At 44.6% G+C, this 21608-nt stretch carries 20 protein-coding genes; 7 read left to right on the forward strand and 13 right to left on the reverse strand.

Going from position 1 to position 21608, the window contains the following annotated elements:
* Position 1: 1 nt before the first annotated feature.
* The gene (locus ACLWBB_RS15170) at positions 2-1078 is read right to left on the reverse strand and encodes an SIR2 family protein (protein ID WP_413288388.1); all 1077 of its coding nucleotides are present in this window, start codon (positions 1076-1078) and stop codon (positions 2-4) included.
* Between the two features lie 517 nt (positions 1079-1595).
* Between ACLWBB_RS15170 and ACLWBB_RS15175 the strand changes: the two genes are divergently transcribed.
* The 3 genes from ACLWBB_RS15175 (at position 1596) to ACLWBB_RS15185 (ending at position 7003) form a co-directional block, all read left to right on the forward strand.
* The gene (locus ACLWBB_RS15175) at positions 1596-2288 is read left to right on the forward strand and encodes a class I SAM-dependent methyltransferase (RefSeq protein WP_413288389.1); all 693 of its coding nucleotides are present in this window, start codon (positions 1596-1598) and stop codon (positions 2286-2288) included.
* Between the two features lie 245 nt (positions 2289-2533).
* The gene (locus ACLWBB_RS15180; protein ID WP_413288390.1) at positions 2534-5530 is read left to right on the forward strand and encodes a DUF1588 domain-containing protein; all 2997 of its coding nucleotides are present in this window, start codon (positions 2534-2536) and stop codon (positions 5528-5530) included.
* A 27-nt stretch (positions 5531-5557) separates the two neighbouring features.
* Complete coding sequence (locus ACLWBB_RS15185; protein ID WP_413288391.1) at positions 5558-7003, forward strand: DUF1552 domain-containing protein; 1446 nt, start codon at positions 5558-5560, stop codon at positions 7001-7003.
* A 45-nt stretch (positions 7004-7048) separates the two neighbouring features.
* On the opposite strand, the gene ACLWBB_RS15190 is transcribed toward ACLWBB_RS15185, so the two are convergent.
* Together ACLWBB_RS15190 and ACLWBB_RS15195 are read right to left on the reverse strand one after the other, a co-directional pair.
* Positions 7049-7813 carry a DUF1269 domain-containing protein gene (locus tag ACLWBB_RS15190; protein ID WP_413288392.1) on the reverse strand — a complete coding sequence of 255 codons (765 nt, stop codon included), beginning with the start codon at positions 7811-7813 and terminating at the stop codon, positions 7049-7051.
* A 130-nt stretch (positions 7814-7943) separates the two neighbouring features.
* Complete coding sequence (locus ACLWBB_RS15195; protein WP_413288393.1) at positions 7944-8816, reverse strand: LysR family transcriptional regulator; 873 nt, start codon at positions 8814-8816, stop codon at positions 7944-7946.
* Positions 8817-8919: 103 nt separating this feature from the next.
* Here ACLWBB_RS15195 and ACLWBB_RS15200 point away from each other — a divergent pair, with 103 nt between their 5' ends.
* The gene (locus ACLWBB_RS15200) at positions 8920-9279 is read left to right on the forward strand and encodes a hypothetical protein (RefSeq protein ID WP_413288394.1); all 360 of its coding nucleotides are present in this window, start codon (positions 8920-8922) and stop codon (positions 9277-9279) included.
* Between the two features lie 35 nt (positions 9280-9314).
* On the opposite strand, the gene ACLWBB_RS15205 is transcribed toward ACLWBB_RS15200, so the two are convergent.
* The gene (locus ACLWBB_RS15205; RefSeq protein ID WP_413288395.1) at positions 9315-10793 is read right to left on the reverse strand and encodes a hypothetical protein; all 1479 of its coding nucleotides are present in this window, start codon (positions 10791-10793) and stop codon (positions 9315-9317) included.
* Positions 10790-11659: an ATP-binding cassette domain-containing protein gene (locus ACLWBB_RS15210; protein WP_413288396.1), complete on the reverse strand. Its 870-nt coding sequence runs from the start codon at positions 11657-11659 to the stop codon at positions 10790-10792. The genes ACLWBB_RS15205 and ACLWBB_RS15210 overlap by 4 nt, the downstream gene beginning before the upstream one ends.
* Before the next feature lie 134 nt (positions 11660-11793).
* On the opposite strand from ACLWBB_RS15210, the gene ACLWBB_RS15215 reads away from it, so the two are divergent.
* Positions 11794-12180 (forward strand): hypothetical protein, encoded by a 387-nt coding sequence (locus ACLWBB_RS15215; protein ID WP_413288397.1) that lies wholly within the window; start codon positions 11794-11796, stop codon positions 12178-12180.
* 13 nt (positions 12181-12193) lie between these two features.
* Here ACLWBB_RS15215 and ACLWBB_RS15220 read toward each other — a convergent pair whose 3' ends face one another.
* The 3 genes from ACLWBB_RS15220 to ACLWBB_RS15230 form a co-directional block, all read right to left on the reverse strand.
* The gene (locus tag ACLWBB_RS15220) at positions 12194-13426 is read right to left on the reverse strand and encodes a rhomboid family intramembrane serine protease (protein ID WP_413288398.1); all 1233 of its coding nucleotides are present in this window, start codon (positions 13424-13426) and stop codon (positions 12194-12196) included.
* Between the two features lie 138 nt (positions 13427-13564).
* Positions 13565-14431, reverse strand: coding sequence for a GNAT family N-acetyltransferase (locus ACLWBB_RS15225; RefSeq protein WP_413288399.1), 867 nt, complete (start codon positions 14429-14431; stop codon positions 13565-13567).
* A 24-nt stretch (positions 14432-14455) separates the two neighbouring features.
* The gene (locus tag ACLWBB_RS15230; RefSeq protein WP_413288400.1) at positions 14456-15598 is read right to left on the reverse strand and encodes a winged helix-turn-helix domain-containing protein; all 1143 of its coding nucleotides are present in this window, start codon (positions 15596-15598) and stop codon (positions 14456-14458) included.
* A gap of 208 nt (positions 15599-15806) precedes the next feature.
* Between ACLWBB_RS15230 and ACLWBB_RS15235 the strand changes: the two genes are divergently transcribed.
* A complete protein-coding gene (locus tag ACLWBB_RS15235) occupies positions 15807-16106 on the forward strand; it encodes a hypothetical protein (RefSeq protein ID WP_413288401.1) in 300 nt (99 codons plus the stop codon).
* A gap of 14 nt (positions 16107-16120) precedes the next feature.
* Here the strand turns inward: ACLWBB_RS15235 and ACLWBB_RS15240 are convergent, their stop codons facing one another.
* From ACLWBB_RS15240 to ACLWBB_RS15250, 3 genes are all read right to left on the reverse strand, one after another.
* Positions 16121-17863 carry a BspA family leucine-rich repeat surface protein gene (locus ACLWBB_RS15240; protein ID WP_413288402.1) on the reverse strand — a complete coding sequence of 581 codons (1743 nt, stop codon included), beginning with the start codon at positions 17861-17863 and terminating at the stop codon, positions 16121-16123.
* 238 nt (positions 17864-18101) lie between these two features.
* On the reverse strand, positions 18102-18464 hold the full coding sequence (locus tag ACLWBB_RS15245; protein WP_413288403.1) for a trypsin-like serine protease: 363 nt from the start codon (positions 18462-18464) through the stop codon (positions 18102-18104).
* A gap of 26 nt (positions 18465-18490) precedes the next feature.
* On the reverse strand, positions 18491-18847 hold the full coding sequence (locus tag ACLWBB_RS15250) for a hypothetical protein (RefSeq protein ID WP_413288404.1): 357 nt from the start codon (positions 18845-18847) through the stop codon (positions 18491-18493).
* 192 nt (positions 18848-19039) lie between these two features.
* On the opposite strand from ACLWBB_RS15250, the gene ACLWBB_RS15255 reads away from it, so the two are divergent.
* Positions 19040-19306, forward strand: a complete 267-nt coding sequence (locus ACLWBB_RS15255; RefSeq protein WP_413288405.1) for a hypothetical protein — start codon at positions 19040-19042, stop codon at positions 19304-19306.
* 6 nt (positions 19307-19312) lie between these two features.
* Here ACLWBB_RS15255 and ACLWBB_RS15260 read toward each other — a convergent pair whose 3' ends face one another.
* On the reverse strand, positions 19313-20266 hold the full coding sequence (locus ACLWBB_RS15260) for a c-type cytochrome (protein ID WP_413288406.1): 954 nt from the start codon (positions 20264-20266) through the stop codon (positions 19313-19315).
* Between the two features lie 120 nt (positions 20267-20386).
* On the reverse strand, positions 20387-21601 hold the full coding sequence (locus ACLWBB_RS15265; protein WP_413288407.1) for a hypothetical protein: 1215 nt from the start codon (positions 21599-21601) through the stop codon (positions 20387-20389).
* Positions 21602-21608: the final 7 nt, after the last annotated feature.

Raw genomic sequence — 21608 nt, forward strand, 5'->3', positions numbered from 1 at the left:
TCTAAATCTGTTCCAAAACAAACGTTAAAATGTACTCAATATATTCATGCTCTTCAGTGGGATACCAAATTGGAAATATTGAATGTTTAATGAGCAGCTTCTCCCTCTCAACTCGCTCTTCTTCTGCTTCAGGAAGTGACAAAATCGCAAAATGCTCAGGTGAGCCCAACCCCTCACTCTGATGAAGTTCTTTTATAGACCTTAAAACACTCATCGTTCTATCTTGCGTGAGACTACATCCTAAAAATAAAAGGCAGTAAGAAGTTGAAACATGCTTAATAAATTTTGGAATTAAATTACCAAAGCTATCAACCATGTTCCCATAAGCTGCATCATACTCTCGTTTAGTTAAAACTCTATCAGCTGGGCTATAAATATCACCATGAATTTTAAATAAAGAGTGAATTCCCTTTGATAAGTACTTAGAAAAATCATTTTTAGGGCCAATGCTGATATGCTCAAAAGCCTTTTCATTTTGAATGAAAACTTTCTCCAAAACGTTATCAAAGTTTGTAGTAATTATTCCAGATGAAAATAGGTCAGGCAGAAGCTGAACAGCTCCTTTGATATCACTAATTTCGCTGGAGAAATTATATCTGAATTTTTGGTTAAACCAGTCCTCAGTCAGATGTTTAATAATAAGGTCAGCACAGTCTTCAAATTTTCCATCTTTAATCAGCATATCAATATGTGCAGCATCAAGACTTCCCTCTTCCGCGCACTTTTTAAGAAATTTTGACCAACCAGGCATTCCACTAGGGACTGACATTCCGGCGCCTACAAAAGGCAAAGCCCTCTTATTACGAATGCTACGAATAAGATCAGTCAACCTACCTTTATTATCGAAATTTTTTAATATTTCAGTGACCAATTCTATTTTTTCACTCTTTTTATTCTCTCTCCACAACTCAAGTTCTTCAAAGTATGCAACCTTGTCAGAATGAAAAAGTATCTTACTTGGCAACAAACGATAGCCTTTAACGTCTACTTCACCTTCGCTGTCGAACTCTTCATTAAAAATCGAATTTTTGTTATATTCATCAATATCAGAATCAAAAAGTGATGAATTTTTATCCAAACAACGTCTCCATGTCAGTTACTCGCTCATTCATGAGAGAGTTAATTAGAAATAATGATAAAAACTTGTGCTACCTATTGGCAAGCCTCGTAACACACAAATTGGTTTATGCGCGATGAGTTAAGTGGGTTCTAAAGATTAACTATCAGATGCACTTCTCTGGAGCTGTCGAGAAAAGGCACAGAACCCCTTTGGGACTCACTGTATCTTTGATCTTGATTACTCAATTGTTTCCGACAGTGGACTATATAGACTGGATACATAACTTTGATTAATAAGGCGAAGTTCGGAAAAACCCGTTCTTAAAGTGACTAAGAATCGAAGAAAATTAACGCATAAAGTTCCCTAAGTGAACCCATCCCGTTACTAAAGGTCATGCGCTAGGTACAATTAAAATGCTCTGACTCGCGAACTTCGCAGCATGCGACTTCTTAGCAGATCTTGGTCAAGGTTGGATTTAATAGGTTTTCCTTCTGCAAGATCGACACATCCTTATCTTCGCGATATACCTATACCAATGAGCAAACCAACACCCGATTTTTTCAATAAAGAAGCTGCGCAAAAATACGATGAACGTAACAGCAAGCTCTCTCGTATTTCCGATTGTTTGCATTTTTTGATGGGGCTTGCTTTAAAAGATCTCCCCGCTCGCTCTCGCGTTCTTTGTGTTGGGGTTGGTACTGGGGCCGAGATTCTTTCGCTTGCTCAAGCCTATCCTGAATGGACTTTCGTTGCTCTTGAGCCTTCCTTAGATATGCTCAATGTCTGTCGTGAACGTATGAAGAATGCTGGCTTAGAAGATCGTTGCGAATTCGTTCATGGTTATGTTCAAGATTTGCCTCGCACTCAGCCCTTTGATGCTGCTCTTAGTGTGTTGGTCGCGCACTTCATTAAACGCGATGAAAGACTCAGTTTCTTTCAGCACATGAGTTCGCACTTACGAACTGGTGGTTACTTAGTGAATTCTGAAATTAGTTTTGACTTAAATTCTGCCGAGTTTCCGATGATGCTCAAAGGCTGGGAACAAGTGCAAACTATGATGGGTGCCACACCTGAATCACTTGCACTGCTACCTACGGTTTTACGAGAAACTCTGACAGTTCTTCCGCCTTCAGAAACTGAAGCGCTTCTTCGGCAAAGTGGGATCTCTCTGCCCTTGCGGTTTTTTCAAGCCATGATGATTTGTGGCTGGTACGGAAAGAAAGAATAGCCCCTTAGCTGGCACCAAGGATTTCACCCCGAAAACTCCAAAATCTCATAGTAAAATGCTGCAAAAATGCACTGCCCAAAAAAGAGATTTTCTCTCTAAAATCTACTGTCAAAAACTTCGACAACGAAACTTCTAGATGCTCCCTGTTTTCAACGAGCGCAAATTACGCCTAATCTTCCGAACCCCTCCGAATTTGCAATAGAAACGCTCCCAGGCTTCCGATAAACTATTGTGGGGGATTCAACATGCGACCAAAGTTTACCTATTACATTAGATCTACGTATTTGATCTTCGCCCTTACGTTAGCCACCTTCCCATTTCAGAACTGCGGAAGGGTAGGTTTCCAACTGCCTGTCACACAAACAACCGACCAAGGCTCTACTGGCGCCGACGACAACTCCGATGTTTTGGCACCAAATGTGGCGATTCTTACCCCTCTTCAAGGGGCGTTTGTAAAATCGACTTTAAATATTTCAGGTGCTTGTGAAGCTGGGTTGCCAGTTCAACTCAGCATCAATGCTGGAACCCCGCTAAGTATCGTATGTAATGGTGGTACCTTCTCCTCTAGTATTAACTTAACCCAAGCCGATGGCGCGATTGATCTCGTAGTTGAACAAATAGATGCCGGCGGAAATAAAGGTACCAAACAAGTCACAATCACTAAGGACACTGTTGCTCCGGTGATGCAGTTCACTGCACCTGCCGCGAATGCGCAAGTGACTACTCAAGCACTGACCGTTACAGGCAGTTGCGAAACTGGTCTTAATGTCATGATCTCTGGAAATGCGTTAAGTGCCCCATCACAGGTGGCTTGTGTGAATTCAGCGTTCACAGCTGCCCTATCGACCGTTAACGTGAACGGTACTTATTCTTTGAACTTGGCTCAAACAGACGCTGCCGGAAACCAAGGTAGCGCTACTCGTAACATCGCTGTTAACATTGCTGCAGGTACACCTGTTATTAGAATCGCAGCCCCTGCTGCAAACTCAGCGACTCGCACTGGTATTACTATCTCTGGTACTTGCGTGACAGGACTTCCTGTTCAAATTTCAGGTGCTGGCGTCAGTCAGGCTTCACAAACCACTTGTGCTAACGCAGCCTTCTCAGCCGCGATTAACTTTTCAAATGGCGATGGAACAAAAAATATCATCGTGGCGCAAACCAATGCGCAAAACCAAACTGGTCAGGATTCAAGAGCCTTTACTCTTGATACGACAGCCCCTGCCGTCGTTATTTTAAATCCTGCTGCAGGGACACAAAGTGATGCTGCTTTGACTATCGGTGGCAGTTGCGAAACTGGACTAAGCGTTGCTATTTCAGGAACTGGGGCCGCTGCTGCTGCATCTGTGCCTTGTACGGCCGCGACGTTTCAGATTATCGTGAACTTGTCTGCTAATGCTGGTGTCAAAACAATCACAGCGTCACAAACAGATGCTGTTGGCAATGTTGGATCTAACTCTAGAAACTTCGAGCGTATTGCGCCTATCTTAGACGGAAAAGTATTGTATGCGAACAATTGTGCTTCCTGCCACGGAGTCCTTGCAAGTTCTACTAAGCTAAATCGCACGGCTTTGCAAATTACCAATGCGATTGCCACAATACCTAATATGGGTGCTATTAAATTGTCAGTGGAACAGGTTTCAGCCGTTGCACAGGCTTTGGCTTCTGCTCCGGTTATCACTCCGATGGCTTGTGCGGATACAACCAAAATATTAGCGCCGCAAATGAAGCGTCTGACGATCCCGCAATTTGCAAACTCTGTTAGAAATGCTTTTGGTAATATCTTTCAAGACAGTCAGTTCCCTAATATGAATGACGCGAATCCGCGCATCGGTTTGGGTTCTGATCCGGATCACTTGAAAATTGATGAAGTAAATATCAATGCTCTTTATGATTCTGTGAATTCTTTGGTTACAACCATCAGTGCACAGAATGCCACCGTGTCTGCTTGCGTGGCTGGAACAAGTACCACTTGCCATGAATCTGTCATGACAACGATGGGTCTTAAGTTGTGGCGCCGTCCTTTAACGACAGCGAACATTGCGACCTTTAATACGGGCCTTACAGCCATTACCAATGCTGGTGGCAGCCGTAAAAATCGCATGGACTTTATCTTAAAAGGTCTGATCATGGCGCCTGAGCATATGTATCGCTCAGAAATCGGTTCAAGCACGACTCCGCAAACAGCCGTATTCTCTTTAACTCAGTACGAAATAGCTTCGCTTTTGGCATTCACGGTTTGGGACTCCCCACCTGATGATACTTTGTTAGAGGCAGCTCGTACCAATGCGCTTGGCACTAAGGCAGCTATAAAATCACAGCTTACACGCATGGCTTCAAATCCACTGTTTGCTAAGAAAATGGCAAGCTTCGCAGTCGACGTTTTAAAAATTGAAGATATTAAAACCATCGTTAAAGACGCTGCTTTTGGTATGACGGCAGCCGACCGAACAGCCCTATATACAAGTGCCCGCACGACTTTAGAGTCAAACTACGCAAGCACCACATCGGATTTAATGGCGCCGTTCTCGGCTCAGCAGTTCCATACAAATAACCTGACAGCTCGTTACTTTGGGGTTGGGACAACAGGTCTGACTGCTAACTTTACAGCCTTTAATGCAGACCCAGCTCAACGCTTTGGGATGCTTTCACATCCGGCGTTCTTAACTTCGATGTCAGGACAAGTGTCTTCAGGGATTGTACGCCGAGGCGTTTATACTCTTGAGCAATTGTTGTGTAATCATATTGGCGCACCTCCTGCAGATGTCATGGGTGTTAAAAACCTGCCGGCTGATTGGGATCCAACGAAGGTGACTTCTCGCCAAGAACTTATTGTTACTCATAGCAGTCAAGCTGTGTGCTCAAGTTGCCACTCGAAAATTGACCCAGCCGGTTTTGGCTTTGAGAACTACAACAACTTCGGACAATTCCGTTTGTTTGAAAAAGGCAACATTCCTATTGATGCTTCCGGCAATCTTGTTGGCGCGTCGGTTGATACTCTGTCATTCAATGATAGCGTGGGTTACCTCAAGGCTTTAGCGAACTCACCGACTTTGCGTCAGTGTATGCAAAAGAGATATTTTAAGTATGCTTCGGGCGAATCTCACGAAACGACCGCAGGCCAATGCGAATTTAATAATTTCGAGTATCAGATTTCGCAAAAGGGCAATTCGATCCAAGCCCTGGTCGAAAGCTATATTGAATTACAAAGTTTTAGCACGCGCAAACCGGCGTCACCGTAACGAAGACGAACGAGTACAGGGGAAAATATGGGGAAGAATAAAAAACAAACGAATGAATCTCGTCGCGATTTCTTAAAACAAATGGGGATAGCTGCCAGTGTCGCAGTTCCATTTATGAAATCAGAAGTTGCCATGGGACAAACGACGACGGCTCCGACGCGAGTTCTCTTTATTCCTTTAGCACACGGCTGGGGGATTAATCCTTACGATGCTAAAATGACGGCGAATGCTGATGGCAGCATTGGCTCGTTCCCAGCTCCTATGGCGGCCTTTAACGCGATTAAAGACCAATGTGTGGTGGTTGAAGGCTTACGCTCTAGTTACTGGGGTAATGCCCATGACGTTTCTTATTCAGATATCTTTACTTGTGCTGTCAGCCCTGATGCGCCAGCAAACAATGCATTGGGCGGCCCGTTCATGTATCCTAAATCTGCAAGTCTTGATTGGATGATTGGCAATCAGGTCGGGAAAGAAGTTCTTCGCTTAAGTCACAATTACAGTTCTTGGGGTGCGCCTTATCATCCACTCAGTTTTGACTCTTCACTGCGTAATTTACCTTACTTTAAAACTCCTCGAGATGCTTACATGTCGGTGATTGATCCTTTAAAAAAGGCTCAAACTCCAACGACAAATATCGATAACACCGTTAATGATGCGCTTTTAAAAATGTTAGGCGCAAACGGTTCTTCGTACCTGACACGTTTGTCAGGGGCTCCGAAGGCTAAAGTGGATAGTTATATTTCTGCATTAAATGCTTTAGGGAATCGCATCTTAACGCCTCAAGCTCCTAGCAATAACAATGTGCCACTCCCTGAGCTTCCAGGGATGACTCAAGCTTTTGCGGATGGTTTTGATAGCTATCTTGAAATTATTCGTGTGGCATTTACTTTAGACACGCATCGTGTTGCGGTGTTGGGTCTTGGTGAAGGGGTTAGCAATTGGTCATGGACTAATACCAGTGGCCAAGCTCAAGTGGGTAATACTTTTGGTAATGACTTCCATCATCAAGTTGCCCATTACGACAAATTGGCAAATCCAATGGCAGCGATGGCTGGTTGGACAAACTGGTATGCGGGTAAAATCGCTGCCTTCGTACAAAAATTAAAAACTATTACCGATGTGGATGGCCGTCCACTAATTGATAACACGATCATCGTTTTAACTGGTGAAGTCGGTAACGGAAATCATGACCGCTATACTATGGGTCACACTGTGATCGGTGGTGGTGGTCAGGGACGCATTCGTCGTAATCGCGTGATCAAACTGCCTACTTTTGATTCTCGCAATCGCGGCGACATTGTGTGGGGTTCACGCAATTTGAACGGATCCTTACACATATGTGACGTCACTTATTTGACTGTCAGTCGCCATCACATGTCGGATTTGTGGGTCTCGGTGGCACGGCTTGCGGGCTTAAACATTAATACCTTCGGGTTTGATGTTTATAACTATGCGCCGATTCAATTAACTTAATAAAAACATAGGACTCGCGTGATCTAAAATCTGCGAGTCCTTATTTTAAGGATTTGCTTCTGGGCCGGGGTTTTCTTCTTCGATCAGCACACTGTCGCCTTTAAGATGCGGATCCTTTTTTTCCCTGAGCTTTTCAGCTTCTTCTCGAGTAAGCCCACTTGCTAAGATCGCATACTCACTTCCCTGCGGCCACTGCGTGTAATACCAAACCACGCGGTATCTTGGGCCCGGAGCTCTCTCTTTCGTGTCTTCTTCTCTTGCTATAATGAGTTCTTCCGTCTCGATAGCAACCTCTGGCTCTTCAATACGAGTCACTTTCGGATGCTCTTTAAGCTGCGATAGCATTTCTTCGAGTTCTTCTTCTTGGTATTTACTCAAGGAAGAATGAAAAATGCGCCCGCCAAGTGGGGCCAACTCTTCGAGGACGATATTAATCTCTGGGCCGCGCATTTGAAAGAAAAGGACGGAAGTATTCGCTTCTATTTCTTTGGTGAGATCTTTCATCTTGCTATCTTCGATACCGTGGTCTGTAAATTTACCGACTAATGCGCCAATTAGTGCCGCGGGAATTCCCAAGTAAGGTAATAAAACAAACCACCCCAGCACGGTTCCTATGGCAAGGCCCACAACAGACCCGATCAAAGGCAAATTCGTTTCCTGATGAAGCTGGACATGGCCATTTTCATCTTTTACGACGGCACACGCATCGGTAAGTTCGATTCGGCCAGAGCGCGATAGCTCCACTAAGGCCTTCATTGCGGAGTCAGCAACAGTAGGATCGGGATAAAGGATAGCAAACAAGTCATTCATCGAAAACTCCTCTTGCTGTGTTCTGATTATAAAGCAAAGAGGTGCATTCGATTTGGATGTTTTCTTCAAAGAACCCGAAGTCGTTAAATCTCGATATTCGCGTGCTTATGGGTGTGCCCGTTAACACACTTTATAGCTTCGCATCTCGGGCCATTTTATCTAAGAACTCTTTAGCCGCTCTAAGTTTTAAAAGTTCTTTGCGATAAAGAGTGTAAAACTTAGCGTCCGCATCTTCGCTGGCGTCTTTCAGATTTATCTTATGCATTGTTTTGGGGTTGATGTGGCTATCTGGGCAAATGCTCCAACCATGACCCGCCTCTATCAGCGTTGCAAGAGTTGTCCAATTTGGGATGACGGTCTTAATGGGCGGAGGTACTTCGATGCCATACTTCTCAAGATTCTTCTCTAAGTTGATGTCGGATTCTTTGTAAGATAAATAGCCACGGGTCGAAAGCTCTTTGAAAAGGGCGCTGCCCTTGGTAGTTGGAAGCTTCCAGGATTTAGGCGTGGCAATAGAAAAAGAATCCACGAAGAGAAGTCTGCCCTGCAGTTGCGAGGCTTTAGAGAGATGGTTTGAGATCGCAATGTCAAATCGGCGCTCTAAAAGTCCATTCACAGCGTCTGCACCATCTGTCGGCGTATAGATCAGCCTTCCCGAGAACTCCCATTTTTTCGCGACCCGATCCAGGATTTCACCACGGCCTGCAATTCTTAGGGTTAGCTCTTCAGGCTTTTGATGTTCTTGGCTGAGTTCGATGATGTCGCGATCCAGATTCTGAAAACGTCCTTTTAGTAAAACTTGCAGCTTTAATCCAAAAGGCGTCAGCACCTTTTTACGCCCGTCGAGCGCAAAGACGTCCTGTGGGAAATAGCCCTCAAACTGCTGTAAATGCTGAGTAAGCGCTGGCTGAGACATCCCTAAATTTTTTGCAGCGTCCATCATGTTCTTGGCGTCTGTGAAGGCTAAAAACGAGCTAATAAGCGAATAAGGGGGTGTTTTCATTATATAAGTATAAAAATAATATATATAAAAACATATTTGTTTTTTTATATTTAGACCATGACTATATTGCGTCATCAACTTAACTTTAGACAAAGGAATGCATATGAAACTTACAAACCTCTTCGTGATCGCCTCTTTTGTTATACTCGTTCAAAACTCACTCGCCGCAAATGAACTAACTCCAGGCCAAACAATTGCCGTTAAAGCCAAAGCTTGCAGCTATATGGTTAAATTTGCCAAAAGCGAAGGAGTTCAAGGTTACGATCTACAAACCTGCCTTCGCACAGCTGAATTGCAATATGCCGAGACCCACTGGCATACAAAGAAATTGGTCATTAGTTATTACGAAAATTCGATTCCAGACCTTATGAATTCAGACCAATGGTTGTCGTGTGAGTTTCAAGCAGACTCAGCAACCAGCGATTTCAAATCAGAAGATTCATATTGCAGCATCGAAGGGTAACTTGGAATAGTACGTTCAGCGACGATCCTTGGGCCTTACTTCTCGCTCAGCAGACTGACCGAGATAGAGCCGCCTGGATCGTTCGCTGTCAGTGACTCGATTTTTACACCGAACGTTCCTATCGTATCGACCTCAGCGCAAATGACGTCTTTTTTGCTGCGCCACTTGGAACAATCCCAGTTTCCTTTAGGATTTAAAACTAAACGATCAAGCCACATTTGCGCCTGATCAGAAATAACCGGCTCTTTGGAGCTTACTAACGCTTCCATCTTCGCTTTCCAAGACTCATTAATACTTGATACTAGCGATGCCTGAATAAGCATTGACGAAATCACTGGATGCTTTGGAGTAAGCACGTCTAAAAGCTCAGCCCCCTCCTTAACCTTAAACTGCAGCTTTAGGGAATCAGCGCGATATCCAAGAAGCTGCTCGCTGAGCTCACATCGCCAGATTGCAGCCCATTTCGATCGCTGAAGGCTATCCTTACAACGACTTTTCAATTCATCTTCAAGCTGAATAAGAGACTGAGATGTCCATATCTCTTCCTGAAAAAGGGAAAGACCTTGGAAAAACACTCGGTTCGACTTAGCTTTTTCGGACCACTCGCGAAGGTCTTCCAAAGAAACGAGTTTATTTGCAGGCGTTCGTGTTTGTTCGAATTTCGCAATTTCAATGCGTGATTCATCTGTAAGGTCAGGTTTCGCAAGCAAAGTGAAAAGCGTCGAGCGGTCGACATTTGGGGCAAGAAAACCGTAATACTTCATTCTTAAAGCAGGTCGTGCTTCTTTTTCAGAAGATAGCTCAATTCGTGAGACCACTATCATGTAGCAGCTCAGACAAACAATGGCTCCATAAGCCATTGCCCACTTTTGAAATCTTCTTTGAGAAAAAATCGCTTTAAAACCAAAGAATCCAAACCATCCAAAAAGAAGTCCCCAACAAATAGTCGCCATTAATATAGGAGCTAAGTAAAATCCGACCACCACAACTAAACTAATCGCCGCAATTGTGATGATTATTCTTGTCATATTATTTCTTGCAAAAGATTTTGCAGTCCTAGGTTGAAAGACTACAAGGAGGCTGGGACTACCCGCTATCACAAAGAGGACAAAATAGTACCAACCTTGTCCCGGCTTTTCTAAAATGTATTTCATCATTTCAGACACAGCCGATAGCAAATTGTTGATGGAAGGCATGTTTGCGGGATACGCCAAGAAAAGAGTCAATAAAGAGCACAGCAATCCGAATGGGATAATGATCAAAGATTCAGCTAAAACCAGACCAAGAAGACTTACGCGAGAAATGGGCAGTGTCTTTAGCCAAGTCCAACTCTTGTAGCAATAAGGCTTAGATATATAGAGCATGAGGCAACACCACATGTAAAACCCCAATGAACCTCTAACCATATCAACGCTGAGAGTTCTTTGCACAACAACTATAACTAAAAGCATTGCTAAAGCTAATGCGTGCACCTTCAGATGCTCATAAGCCATCGCTTTATAGAGATTCTTCATTTTGCACTCTCCGGTCCAGTAAAGTAAATGAATACATCTTCGATGGTTACTCCCCGTTGATCTAGCAAAACATCCCTTGGCATTGCCTCTGAAGAAATCAGATAGCTAATTGATCCATCGCGGTTCAACTGAACCGGTCGCGCGGAGTCTGGAATTTTGAATGTGCTTGTACTTTCCACAGGAACTCGAAATTTTCCAAAGCGAGTTTGAAGTTCGTCGACTGAACAACTAAGGCCCGTCGATCCCCCTATAAGAAAAGTAATTTCATTGGCAAAGTTGTGTGTTTCAGCGGCAATATTGGTTGCAAGAAGCACACTCGCTCCCCTAGCGACCTCGCCGCGAATGTGATTCAAGACTTCAAACCTAGCACTAGCGTCCAACACAGAAGTTACTTCGTCTAAAAGGTAAAGGTCGGGCTTACTAGCAGCCGCTAACGCAAAGAAAAACTGAATCTTCTGCCCCCTAGAGAGGCTTCCAAACAGTTTATCCAGCGAAAGATTGAAAGTTTGAATGAACTTGTTAAAAATCTCACCATCCCAATTTGGCTGGATTGAAATGTAAGCCTTTACAATCCGCTCGATCGAACTCCCCGCATCGGCAGATATCGTTTCAGAAATAAAAGCAGTCTTTTGACGACGGCCCACATCTTCGAATTCGACGTTAGAACCTAAAACGTCAATCTCGCCAGAGTCGGTAGGCTCTAGACCCGCAATAAGGCGAAGAAGCGTCGATTTCCCAGCACCGTTTTTTCCGAGCAGAACCGTGAACTGTCCACGTCGAACTTTCAAATTCAAGCCGTTGAATATTCTGCGGCCGCCATACGTTTTAACAACTTCGCGGGCATTTACTGAAAAATCATTTTCCATAGGAAATCACTTTCTACTTAAAATATGACTCTGTTTATGTTCAAATAAACCATGTCAGCTGTCAATATGGCTAACTCAAAACTCTGACATATAAATGGAATCTGCAACTACACTAGACGACATCGAATTATTGAATGAAAACTTATCCAATAAAAACAGACACAGGATTGATAGGCTTCGAAATCGAAAATAGCTACGTCAGTCCGAGATACATTGAAAAATACCTTAAAGATAAAAACGGGATTTCTAATATTCGCAGAAAGAATCTTGAACACTCCGACAATCGACTTGAATTCGAATATCTCGGAGATACATATGTGGTATTTGAGCCCTATGGCGACAACAGCAGATACTGGATAGGTCCCAAAAAACCTGAAATGCCACTACCCCAAACTCCCGAGCTAGAGAGTTTATTTGCCAAATTAAAAGAGCCAATATACATGAAGCTATTATGGCTAGCCTTCATACTCTTAATCGCCTTCAAACTTGCAAATCTAGTCTATTCAAAAATGTTCGCTTAAAACCACGCATGCCCTACTCGATCTTTTTCGGGGGCGGTGGTTGTAGCTTGGCCGTAGGCTCCTGAATTTTGTTTTCAGACCGATACGGCAACACTCTATCCATGTTCGTTTCTAGAATATCAGGTGATTCCGTTTTGAAGTTTTTCGGAGCACTCACAGCCCAAAACAAAGCACCCGCCAAAAATCCAGCTATGTGGCCCGAGAAAGAAACAGAAGCCTTGTTGCTGGTCTCTTGCAGGAAATAATAGAGCGTATCCCCAGCCAAATAAAACAGTGCCACCCATAGTGCTCGGACCTGAAACCATCCCCAACCAATTCTTGCACTATAGGCATTACTTGATTGCCCCGTATTCAATCTCGGAAGCAGCCAGATCATTTTTGCTTTCGGAAATTGCAGCCCATAGTACGCAAATAGTGCCATCACAACGCCGCTATACCCAATATGCGGAAGGTCCCGACTGCCAGCAATCAACGTAGAGATTATTGCTCCGATAATCATTGTAAAGACAAGAAACTCCAGAAACTTTTTGCTGCCTAGATCATCTTCAACGTCATCACTAAGGATATAGGCAAAGTAGCAATTCGATAAAAGATGAAACCAGCCACCGTGAATAAATGCATGTGAAAATATATTAAGCCCAAAGTTTTTTAACGGATCATTTGGATAAAAACCAAGGCTTGCAATCAAGGATTGATCCGTGACGAAAACCTGCAGAACAATCATTAATGCCAGAGTCACTCCGGATATGATTGGCCATTCCGGCTTTGGGCGATTGCTACGTTCAATAGGCAAACGAAGAAAGCCCAGAATATTCTCGACCAGATTATCTGGCTGAGGAACCGCTCCATCAGAGCTAAGTTGCAGTTTTTCGGCTTTTATTTTTTGGTGCTCTAAATAGGCTTCGCCAAGGTCTTTAACGAGTGTCGAGTCGCCCCTTGCGTGTAAAAGTTGAGATCCCTTTGGAATCTCGTCAAAGCTTGCACCATCAATCCAGAAAATGCGGCAGGTACGACAAACATCAATCGTGCTAGACCCCACCCAGTCCGGAAGCGAGGTAGATCGCATAACCTTCTGACATGAAGGACATCCGTACTCTGATGCTGGCTCCACGCGATCAGAGCGCATCCAAATTTCGCGAGTCTTATCTGGGCCAAAGAAGTGACGAGCGGTTGCCACCGTTAACATACGACCATCGGAGTCAGCGGAATACCAAAGTGTTCCCCCACCCGCACGTGCCTTAATCAAGCGGCTTCCTGTAATTGGACACCGAAACATTGTCTACCTCTCTGACAAACTTAAACTATACACAGACAACCTAATCAGCATGAGGCCTTGATTGTACTATGCTTAATGATTTGCCACAATTGCAAAGCTGGTGTCCCTTTATACTTCGTTAAAGTTAAAATGCCTGGACTCGCAAACTTCGCGGTACCCGACTTCTTTATAAATCTTGTTCGAGGTTGGATTCGATAGATCCGTGTAAAGCACGCAGAACTGTCTGCCTTCATCAAGCTTTCTTTGACTTAGGCCTGCCACGATTGCTGAGGCATAGCCTTTACGACGATTCTCTGGCGGCGTATATACACCACTGACCGAAACGCCATGCTTTGTGGGTCTTGAGTAGATCGCCATACCAACGGGCTTATTATCCACGTACCAGAAGAAGGCGCGTTGTTTGCTCATCAGCCCTTCTGCGAACTCTTTCCATTGCTGATCGGTGCGACGATCTCCTGGTAAGCATTCTTTGGTGAATGCGTGCATCCACTTTAGAAAAAGATCGAAGTTGTCTGCGACCTTTAGTTCACCACTAACTCCTTTTGGGAATGTGACGTCTGTGATTTTGTAAATCATTTGCGCCATCTCTAATTCGTAACTTTGGCCTGACATCTTTTTCCAGATATTGGCAAAGCTCTCGGATTCACGACGAGGCCCCACCACACCTGTGAAGACTTCACCGGTCGCTTTTAAATGCTCTGCAATCAGCTGCAAATGCGCGTCTTCGGCATAAGTTAAAATGATATTCATCGGCGCTCGTCGCAGCGAAGCTGCCACGGTGACTGTCACACCGTTTTCGATGACACGAATTAAAAGTGGTGGCTGTGATGTTGCTGGTGCAGCAGCTGCGCCCTCTAGTAAGCCCAGCAACAAACTGTTCGTGGGCTCGTCACGGTAAAGCAAGGGCCCGCACTCTGTCAGAAAATTGGCTGCTGATGTATCTACAACGATTTTTAAGTCTTGGTGTTTATTCATAGAAACTCTCCCAATCTTAGGCTGTTACTTATCCAGCTGGAACTTTTCGAAACGATGAAGCTCCTGCTCAATTTTCTTTTTAAAGTTGAGGGACTTGTGTTTTCCCAACCAGCTCCATTGTTGAATTAGTAACTTTTGATTTTGACGATCAGCCTTTAAATCTAAAACTGCCACGGCCTTGTCCCCGATAATCACTGGCAAAGTAAAATAGCCGTACTTTCGTTTTTCTTTTGGCAAATAAGCCTCAAAACGGTGGTCGTAATCAAAAAGCATATGAAAACGCTTTCTTTGAATAACCAAAGGATCAAATGGCGAAAGGATATGGGTCAGTTCTGCCGTCTCTTCAATTTCTGTATCCAAAAGATTTGGCTCTATCCAGAACTTCACTTTTTCACAATCCTCTACGATGACCGGGATAAGAAGTCCTTTGCGTTCGCGGGATTCTAAGCGCTTCAAAATGTCTTTCTTGTGCTGAGCTGTTTGTAAATGGCAAATCGAATCTATACTGACAATGGCTTGGGCTTGTAAGGCCCTGTCTATTTCATAATCTAAAACTTCTGCTGGTGTCGCAGCTTTAGGGAGCTTTTCCCATCCGAAGTGGCGACCCGTCAGTTCGTATTTCTTTAACATCCCCTGGCGCTCACAGATAACGAGGTCTCCGCCATTAAATGCTAGCTGCAGGGCCTTTTTTGATGGTTTTTTACTGGCCCATGGATGGTCCTTGTCCACCAAGACGTCGTCATCAATATCACGAATAGAAATGGGCCCGTCCTTTTTAATCAGCCGAAAAACTTTTTGCATATCGGATTTCGAAACAGTTCCATACCAGCTATGAGGATTCTTTTTTCGTCTCTTCATTGCTGGGACAAAATATTTAAAATCTTCTGTCGCGACATATGCCAGGGCATGAGTCCAATACTCAAAGACCGACTTATCTTTGGCTTGGGCTTGTTGAAGGTGCGTACGCTTATAATCAGGATTTCGCGTATACAAAATATGGTGATGACTGCGCTCGATAACGTTAATGGTATCGATCTGCACATAACCTAAATGCTTTACGATTTTTGCAGTTGCCTTCGCCCCACTTCCGAACGGATGGGTTTCATGAAGCCCTTGAGCCTGAAGCCAAAGAGTACGAAATTTGGATCTGGTTATTTTCTCGGCCATAACCAGTCAATAGCACAAAACCAGAATGATCTCGCGTGTATTTCAGCCCGACACTGCATTTGGCACTTAGCATAAGATCGAGCACTTCTTATAACCACTAGGTTCGCAATAGCGATTTCGTAGCGGTGCGCTTTCGATTACTTTTCGTAATAGATTGTATTAGATTACGACCCTTGTAGCGAATCGCTACAGGAAAGGCAGAATTAAAATGCTTATCGGTCCCTTTAATATCAGAGACGCAGAAAGCCTCATGGAAGTTTTTGAGGCCAAGAAAATCCCATTTGAAATGGTCATTGATAAAGAACGAGAACAACAAATCCTCGCTCAATATCATGAGTCCGCGACTCTTAATCCAAAACAGACTGCGGGTACTTTAAATTTGAGTATTGCTTCGTTTGAAATTAACGACTCTGACTTAGAAAAGATCAAAGATACCTTAGAAAACTACGGCATCATGCTTTCTTCTTCAGACGGCAGTTACGAACTCGGCGAAGACGACGAAAACTAATCGTCGTCTTACGTCTACGGAAGCGCAGGTTTGTTTGGAGCAGCCCAGGCTGTTGCGCCCGACGCATAGCTTGCCGATGTCGTTACGCTACTGACGTTCCAAGCACTTAAATCTTGGTTGAACATAACGGCATTCTGCATAAAGTAATCCATGTCCGTGACGTTTGCGGTATTCCAGCCTGCAATATTTTGGTTGAACTTCTCAGCGCCGTAGAACATCGCACTCATAGTCGTTACGTTGGATGTATTCCAAATTCCGCCTGCGCCTGTATTCATTGGCTGATTATAAACAATAGCATTTGCAAACATGCGATCCATATCTGTCACGTTCGCAGTGTTCCAGTTCGCAATCGACTTGTTAAACGCTCTAGCATTACTGAACATTTCGCCCATATAGACCACGCTTGATATGTCCCAACTTCCGATGTCTTGGTTGAACGCTTCGGCGTCGTTGAACATTCGCTCCATGTCCACCACTTTAGACGTATCCCAAATACCGCCAGCCCCTGTGTTGATCGGTTGGTTGAAGTTTTTAGCGCCTTGGAACATGGAATACATCGTCGTCACCTTCGATGTATTCCAATTACTAATTGGCTGATTAAAAGCCTCTGCACCCGAAAACATTATATTCATAGCTAGGACATTCGCCGTGTTCCACGCTCCGATATTCTGGTTGAAAACTTTTGCGTCGAAGAACATGCCACTCATATCTATCGCACTCGACGTATTCCACGTTCCAATCGCTTGATTAAAGGCCTCGGCCCCACTGAACAGACCACTCATATCTGTGACACTGGATGTGTCCCAACTGCCCAGAGGCTGATTGAACGCTTTGGCTCCACCGAACATAAACTGCATATCCGTCACATTCGATGTATCCCAATCCCCAATCGGGCTATTGAAGACAATGGCACCTGCGAACATGCTATTTAAACTTGTCACTGCACTTAGATTCGGAGAGTCTGCCGCCGATATCTGAACTTTACCGCAATTTGCAAACATGGCCTGCATGGACAACCAAACGTTGGGTCCCCACTGCTTCACATCTTGAATTTTTAATTTGTCATTTTTGTCGCAAATTTTCAGATAAGGAAGCTTCGTCCCCTTCATTTTGATGTCATAAACGCCAGGGGCACCGTAAGTATGAGTCACCGTTCTATTCATACCGCCACCGCTGACATTTGTATGAATGACCGGCTCTGAAGAGCCATCTCCCCAAGTAATCACGAAGTCATATTCAGTCCAATCAGATAGCGGCAACTCCACGGCATTGTTCGCTGAAGAGCCCGCAGAAAGCTGAGAGGTATCAAAACTTGCAATAAATGAGTTTCGCGCATTCGCAATTGAAGACGGTCCATAAGCCAATGCCTGATTGCCCAAAGAATCTTGCGCAGAGTTTGCAGCAATCGAGATATTCACAGTCCCATCACCCGTACAGCCTGTGACTGTCACCGTGCGTGTCGTACTTCCAGTGCCAGTCACAGTTGCTATGCAACCAGCCGTATCCGTACCGCCAAGAGTGATATCTGCATCCGCTAAACTTACGGTGGCTGCGTCTGCGTAATTCACCGTATATACAAAGCTAGTTGTGCTATCCCCAGAGGTAATCGCGGGTCCGACGATCGTGATAGTTGGTTGCGTTATCAAAGATTTTTGGGCATGGTCGATGATACTACTTTCAATAGTACAACCGTTCAGAGAGAACAACCCGGCGAACAGAAGTAGAAAATACAGAGATAGAAACTCCAAGTTCTTCATACTCTACATATCGGAACCTCAGAACCCAGACTAAATTCGATTCCAAATTTGAAACGCCTTCGAAGCACCAATTGTGCTGCGTAAATGCAGCAACCTAAGTAACTCTTTATTTGTTGTTATGGATCCAACAAAGTTGCTATTACGAAGGCCTTAACAACAAGATTTTTTGTTTGGAATTTTCTATAGACAATAGAGAGGCAGAGCCGACGAAAACTAGAAAGGAAAACGGCTAAGAAATTTAAATCCCCAATTGCTTCATCAGGATCTGCACTTGCTGGCTGAAGACTGTAAATTTGGTGCCAAAAGAAGAGCAGATGCGGTCCATACCGGTGCTAACAACACCAACGATAACCAACTGCCCATTGATTTCGCGCAAGAGAGGACCACCAGAATCTCCGAAGCAGGTGTCCTGCCAGCCGCTAGTAGGCTCCTGAACATTTGTAAGGTTTGTGCGGCCTCTCGCATCCCAGGCATGCACATAGTGGCCAGGTCCAAGCTCCGCATTGGCAAGAATCGACTCCAGACCTTGGGCTTCGAAGGATTGTGGATGAAATGTCTCGATATATGTCGTCAGATTTTGAGATCTGCCAAATAATTTCAAAAGCGCATTGCCTGCAAATAGAGAGCCTAGTTCTTACAAACAACCTTAGCACTGCCTAAAACGCGTGGGTATGCAAAATCAAAAACATGCTCCTCCCCGATGCCTCCAGGAATGCCATTTCGGTTTACTTTAAAAGCACGAATATTTTGCATTTTTAGAGTCACATTATCCAGGTGAGATACGTTATCTAATGACCCGCAGATTGTGACGGCCTTTTCTGCTAAAACTTGTTCGATACGAGCCGCGTTTTCACCAAGACTTGCCACATAAGGAAAAACGTCGATAGTGATTTTTTGCACTTTTGGTGCTGCGCCCGCCGATACAGCTCCTGTTAAAAGGATCATTGTCAGAACTACATTTTGAAATAATTTTTTGGTCATCATTTGAGACCTCCCTCTCTGGCCTCAAAATGTACTGAAAGACGAAATATAAGTAAAATTACTAATATTAACAAATATCATAGGTAAAAACCTATGATTGATAGAGATGACAGCACGATCTGTAAATCTTGCTTTGCAATGCTCAGGATTAGGGGCTATACAATAGTTCCTGAACCACCCACAAAAGGACTTTCTGTGAGCGCCAATGAATCTTTAGCTCTACGCCTAATCATTCTTATTAAACAGCATAGAAAGCCTTCAAGCCCCAAAAGCATCGCTGTCCTTGTGAAAGTCATGGAAACGCAAATCCTTCAGCCTGGAAATCATTCTGTGGAAGAATTTAAGCGTGAATTACAAGCGGCTTTGGACAGCACCGCAGTGCTGTCCGAAATGGTTCGCCAACAGCACTCCGAAGAAGAACTTCGTAGCTGCTTCGCCAATCTATTGGCGGCGTTAGATTAACCCAACCTATTTGCCGCCAAGAGCGAATGAAATCGCTTCGATTTGTCTTTGTGTCAACTTTCCTAGATTCGCATTAGCACTCATCTGAGGAACGCTTGTCAGTGCGTTTTTAATCTGCGATACACGAGCACCCTTTTTAGTGGATGATGCCAAAGGGCTATGGCAGCTTGCGCAGTTCTGCGCGTAAAGGGCCGCGCCATCATAAGCTACCATATAGAATGCAGCTTTCGTCCCTAAGTTATGATCATACAGAGCGCCATCAGTCACGTAATTATAAGCTCGAGCGATCACACAGTTCGTTGTGCCCCCGGCCGCTTTAATTGCAGAGCCATGACCGCACGGTTTACCACCCGTATGATATTGATGAACCTCAGTATCGTTATTGGTGATTACTAAAGTCTGACCAACGAAGGTTTCAACGACTGTCGCTGTTGTATTCCATGGATTTGAACCCGTACCCGCTGGAATTGCGAACTTCACTTGCAGGCTGATTTCATTTGTTGCTGGTACACCTGGAGTTGGTGCTGGTGTTGGCGTAGCCGCAGCTACCAGAGTCACGTTGTAATTTGGAATAGTGATTGGCTTTGTGCCCTCTAAAGCATTTACTTTGACCACCAAGGCGCCTGCTTGCGAGCAATTGATAATGTAACTTGCGGCTTTATTCCCGTTTTTAAGTGCGCAGCCAGAAGCTGCCCCATTTAACGTATAAGACCACTCATAGGTCGTAGAAGGTAATAGAGCTTCATCAAAGACTTGGAACTCCATGTCCATATTAAGCTCAAGCTTGGTCGTTACAGGATTGATGTGTGGATTGTCGTGACTGCCGCCAGAAGAACCTAGGTCTGTGTTACCTGCTGCCTCTTCGTCTGGCGTAAAGTTTTTTGCGCAGTTTTGGAACAGGATCGCCGTCATAGCTAAAGATACGACCACTAGTGTGGTCCGAACTAATAAACTCCTCATGAGTCATCCCCCCGATTACTTAAATAGGATACTAGCCCCCGTAAAAAACTCTAGGAAATAGACGTTCTCTCGACTAATGGTCTCAGATTGATACATAAAAACAGGATCTGTTTATTCGAACTAAGGCGCCCAAGCCGCCGCTTCGAAGGAGTTACCGCCCTTGCTGGTTTGAGTCCACGTCATACCGTCTGTCGAGCGATAGACCGTTTGCCAACTCAGACCGATATATGAACCGCCACCATAGAAAACTTTGCCAGGCATACCGCCACCGAATTCACTCCAAGTGGTGCCATTTACCGTGCGATAATTTTTTGTATTCGTCGATAGCATTATAAAGTTATTTACAAAGCTAAAGGTATTAATGCCCGTAGCTCCTGCGACCGTGACATCAGACCAAGTGATGCCGTCGAGGCTTCGCACGACTTTGGTAGTCGAAGCAACACCCCAGAAGTATCCAAGGCCGTAAGCAACACCTGTCACAACATAGTTTGGATGCGTCGTCCACGTGATACCATCCGGACTTGTCATTCTAGCGCCGTTAGTACCATAGGCAAAAAAGATCCCGTTACCATAGACAACACCGCGCAAATGATCCGAACATGCATTATTCGGAACGTCGATCCAATTAATTCCATCATTCGAGTAGGCACGATTACCGCAGCCACCGACAGTCACAAGACGACCATTGCCTACAACAGCGCCGCCAAACCATTGTTTTAAAAATTCAGAACTTTGAAATACAGCCCCATCCGTAGATCTTTGGATACGCCAGCCAATAGTGATAAACGCCCCCTTAAAGAAGGCCGCTGCACGTTGCAAATATTTATCATCGCCACCGTTGGCAATATCAGAGACATCGTTAGTCCAAGTCTTACCGCCATCAGCACTTGTCATATGACGACCACCATAGCCTGAAAGAACCCATCGTCCATTCGGATTAGACGGATTGCTTGGAGTTGGCGTAGGTGACACCGTCGGCGCCGGTGTTGGAGTCGGCGTCATCGTCGGCATTGGCGTAGGAGTTGGTGTAGGTGTCGGAGTCGGAGTCATCACTGGTGTTGGCGTCGGAGTTACCGATGGACGCGGTGTTGCTGTTGGTGTCGGAGTTGGCGTACCACCCACAGGTGGCGTCACCGTAGGAGACGGCATTGGTGTTGCTGTTGGCGTCGGAGTAGCTCCAGCCGAACCATTACCGTCATCTTGACCAGTTGATGGCAATTGCTGAGTACCTTCCGTTGCCTGAGGGTCAAAACTGCCCCCTGCGCAGTTCGTGTATAACGCGAACAACGGCACAAGACTTAAAATTAGAAGGTACTTTCTCAGCTGCTGCTTCATACGCCCC

Source organism: Bdellovibrio sp. HCB337 (genome assembly GCF_047302465.1).
In the GTDB taxonomy this organism is placed as follows: domain Bacteria; phylum Bdellovibrionota; class Bdellovibrionia; order Bdellovibrionales; family Bdellovibrionaceae; genus JACMRP01.

Bases quoted from the DNA above. Each gene is read 5' to 3' on its own strand.
- ACLWBB_RS15175 (WP_413288389.1), top strand. From the start codon at position 1,596: ATGAGCAAACCAACACCCGATTTTTTCAATAAAGAAGCTGCGCAAAAA.
- ACLWBB_RS15180 (WP_413288390.1), top strand. From the start codon at position 2,534: ATGCGACCAAAGTTTACCTATTACATTAGATCTACGTATTTGATCTTC.
- ACLWBB_RS15185 (WP_413288391.1), top strand. From the start codon at position 5,558: ATGGGGAAGAATAAAAAACAAACGAATGAATCTCGTCGCGATTTCTTA.
- ACLWBB_RS15190 (WP_413288392.1), bottom strand. From the start codon at position 7,813: ATGAATGACTTGTTTGCTATCCTTTATCCCGATCCTACTGTTGCTGAC.
- ACLWBB_RS15195 (WP_413288393.1), bottom strand. From the start codon at position 8,816: ATGAAAACACCCCCTTATTCGCTTATTAGCTCGTTTTTAGCCTTCACA.
- ACLWBB_RS15200 (WP_413288394.1), top strand. From the start codon at position 8,920: ATGAAACTTACAAACCTCTTCGTGATCGCCTCTTTTGTTATACTCGTT.
- ACLWBB_RS15205 (WP_413288395.1), bottom strand. From the start codon at position 10,793: ATGAAGAATCTCTATAAAGCGATGGCTTATGAGCATCTGAAGGTGCAC.
- ACLWBB_RS15210 (WP_413288396.1), bottom strand. From the start codon at position 11,659: ATGGAAAATGATTTTTCAGTAAATGCCCGCGAAGTTGTTAAAACGTAT.
- ACLWBB_RS15215 (WP_413288397.1), top strand. From the start codon at position 11,794: ATGAAAACTTATCCAATAAAAACAGACACAGGATTGATAGGCTTCGAA.
- ACLWBB_RS15225 (WP_413288399.1), bottom strand. From the start codon at position 14,431: ATGAATAAACACCAAGACTTAAAAATCGTTGTAGATACATCAGCAGCC.
- ACLWBB_RS15230 (WP_413288400.1), bottom strand. From the start codon at position 15,598: ATGGCCGAGAAAATAACCAGATCCAAATTTCGTACTCTTTGGCTTCAG.
- ACLWBB_RS15235 (WP_413288401.1), top strand. From the start codon at position 15,807: ATGCTTATCGGTCCCTTTAATATCAGAGACGCAGAAAGCCTCATGGAA.
- ACLWBB_RS15240 (WP_413288402.1), bottom strand. From the start codon at position 17,863: ATGAAGAACTTGGAGTTTCTATCTCTGTATTTTCTACTTCTGTTCGCC.
- ACLWBB_RS15250 (WP_413288404.1), bottom strand. From the start codon at position 18,847: ATGATGACCAAAAAATTATTTCAAAATGTAGTTCTGACAATGATCCTT.
- ACLWBB_RS15260 (WP_413288406.1), bottom strand. From the start codon at position 20,266: ATGAGGAGTTTATTAGTTCGGACCACACTAGTGGTCGTATCTTTAGCT.
- ACLWBB_RS15265 (WP_413288407.1), bottom strand. From the start codon at position 21,601: ATGAAGCAGCAGCTGAGAAAGTACCTTCTAATTTTAAGTCTTGTGCCG.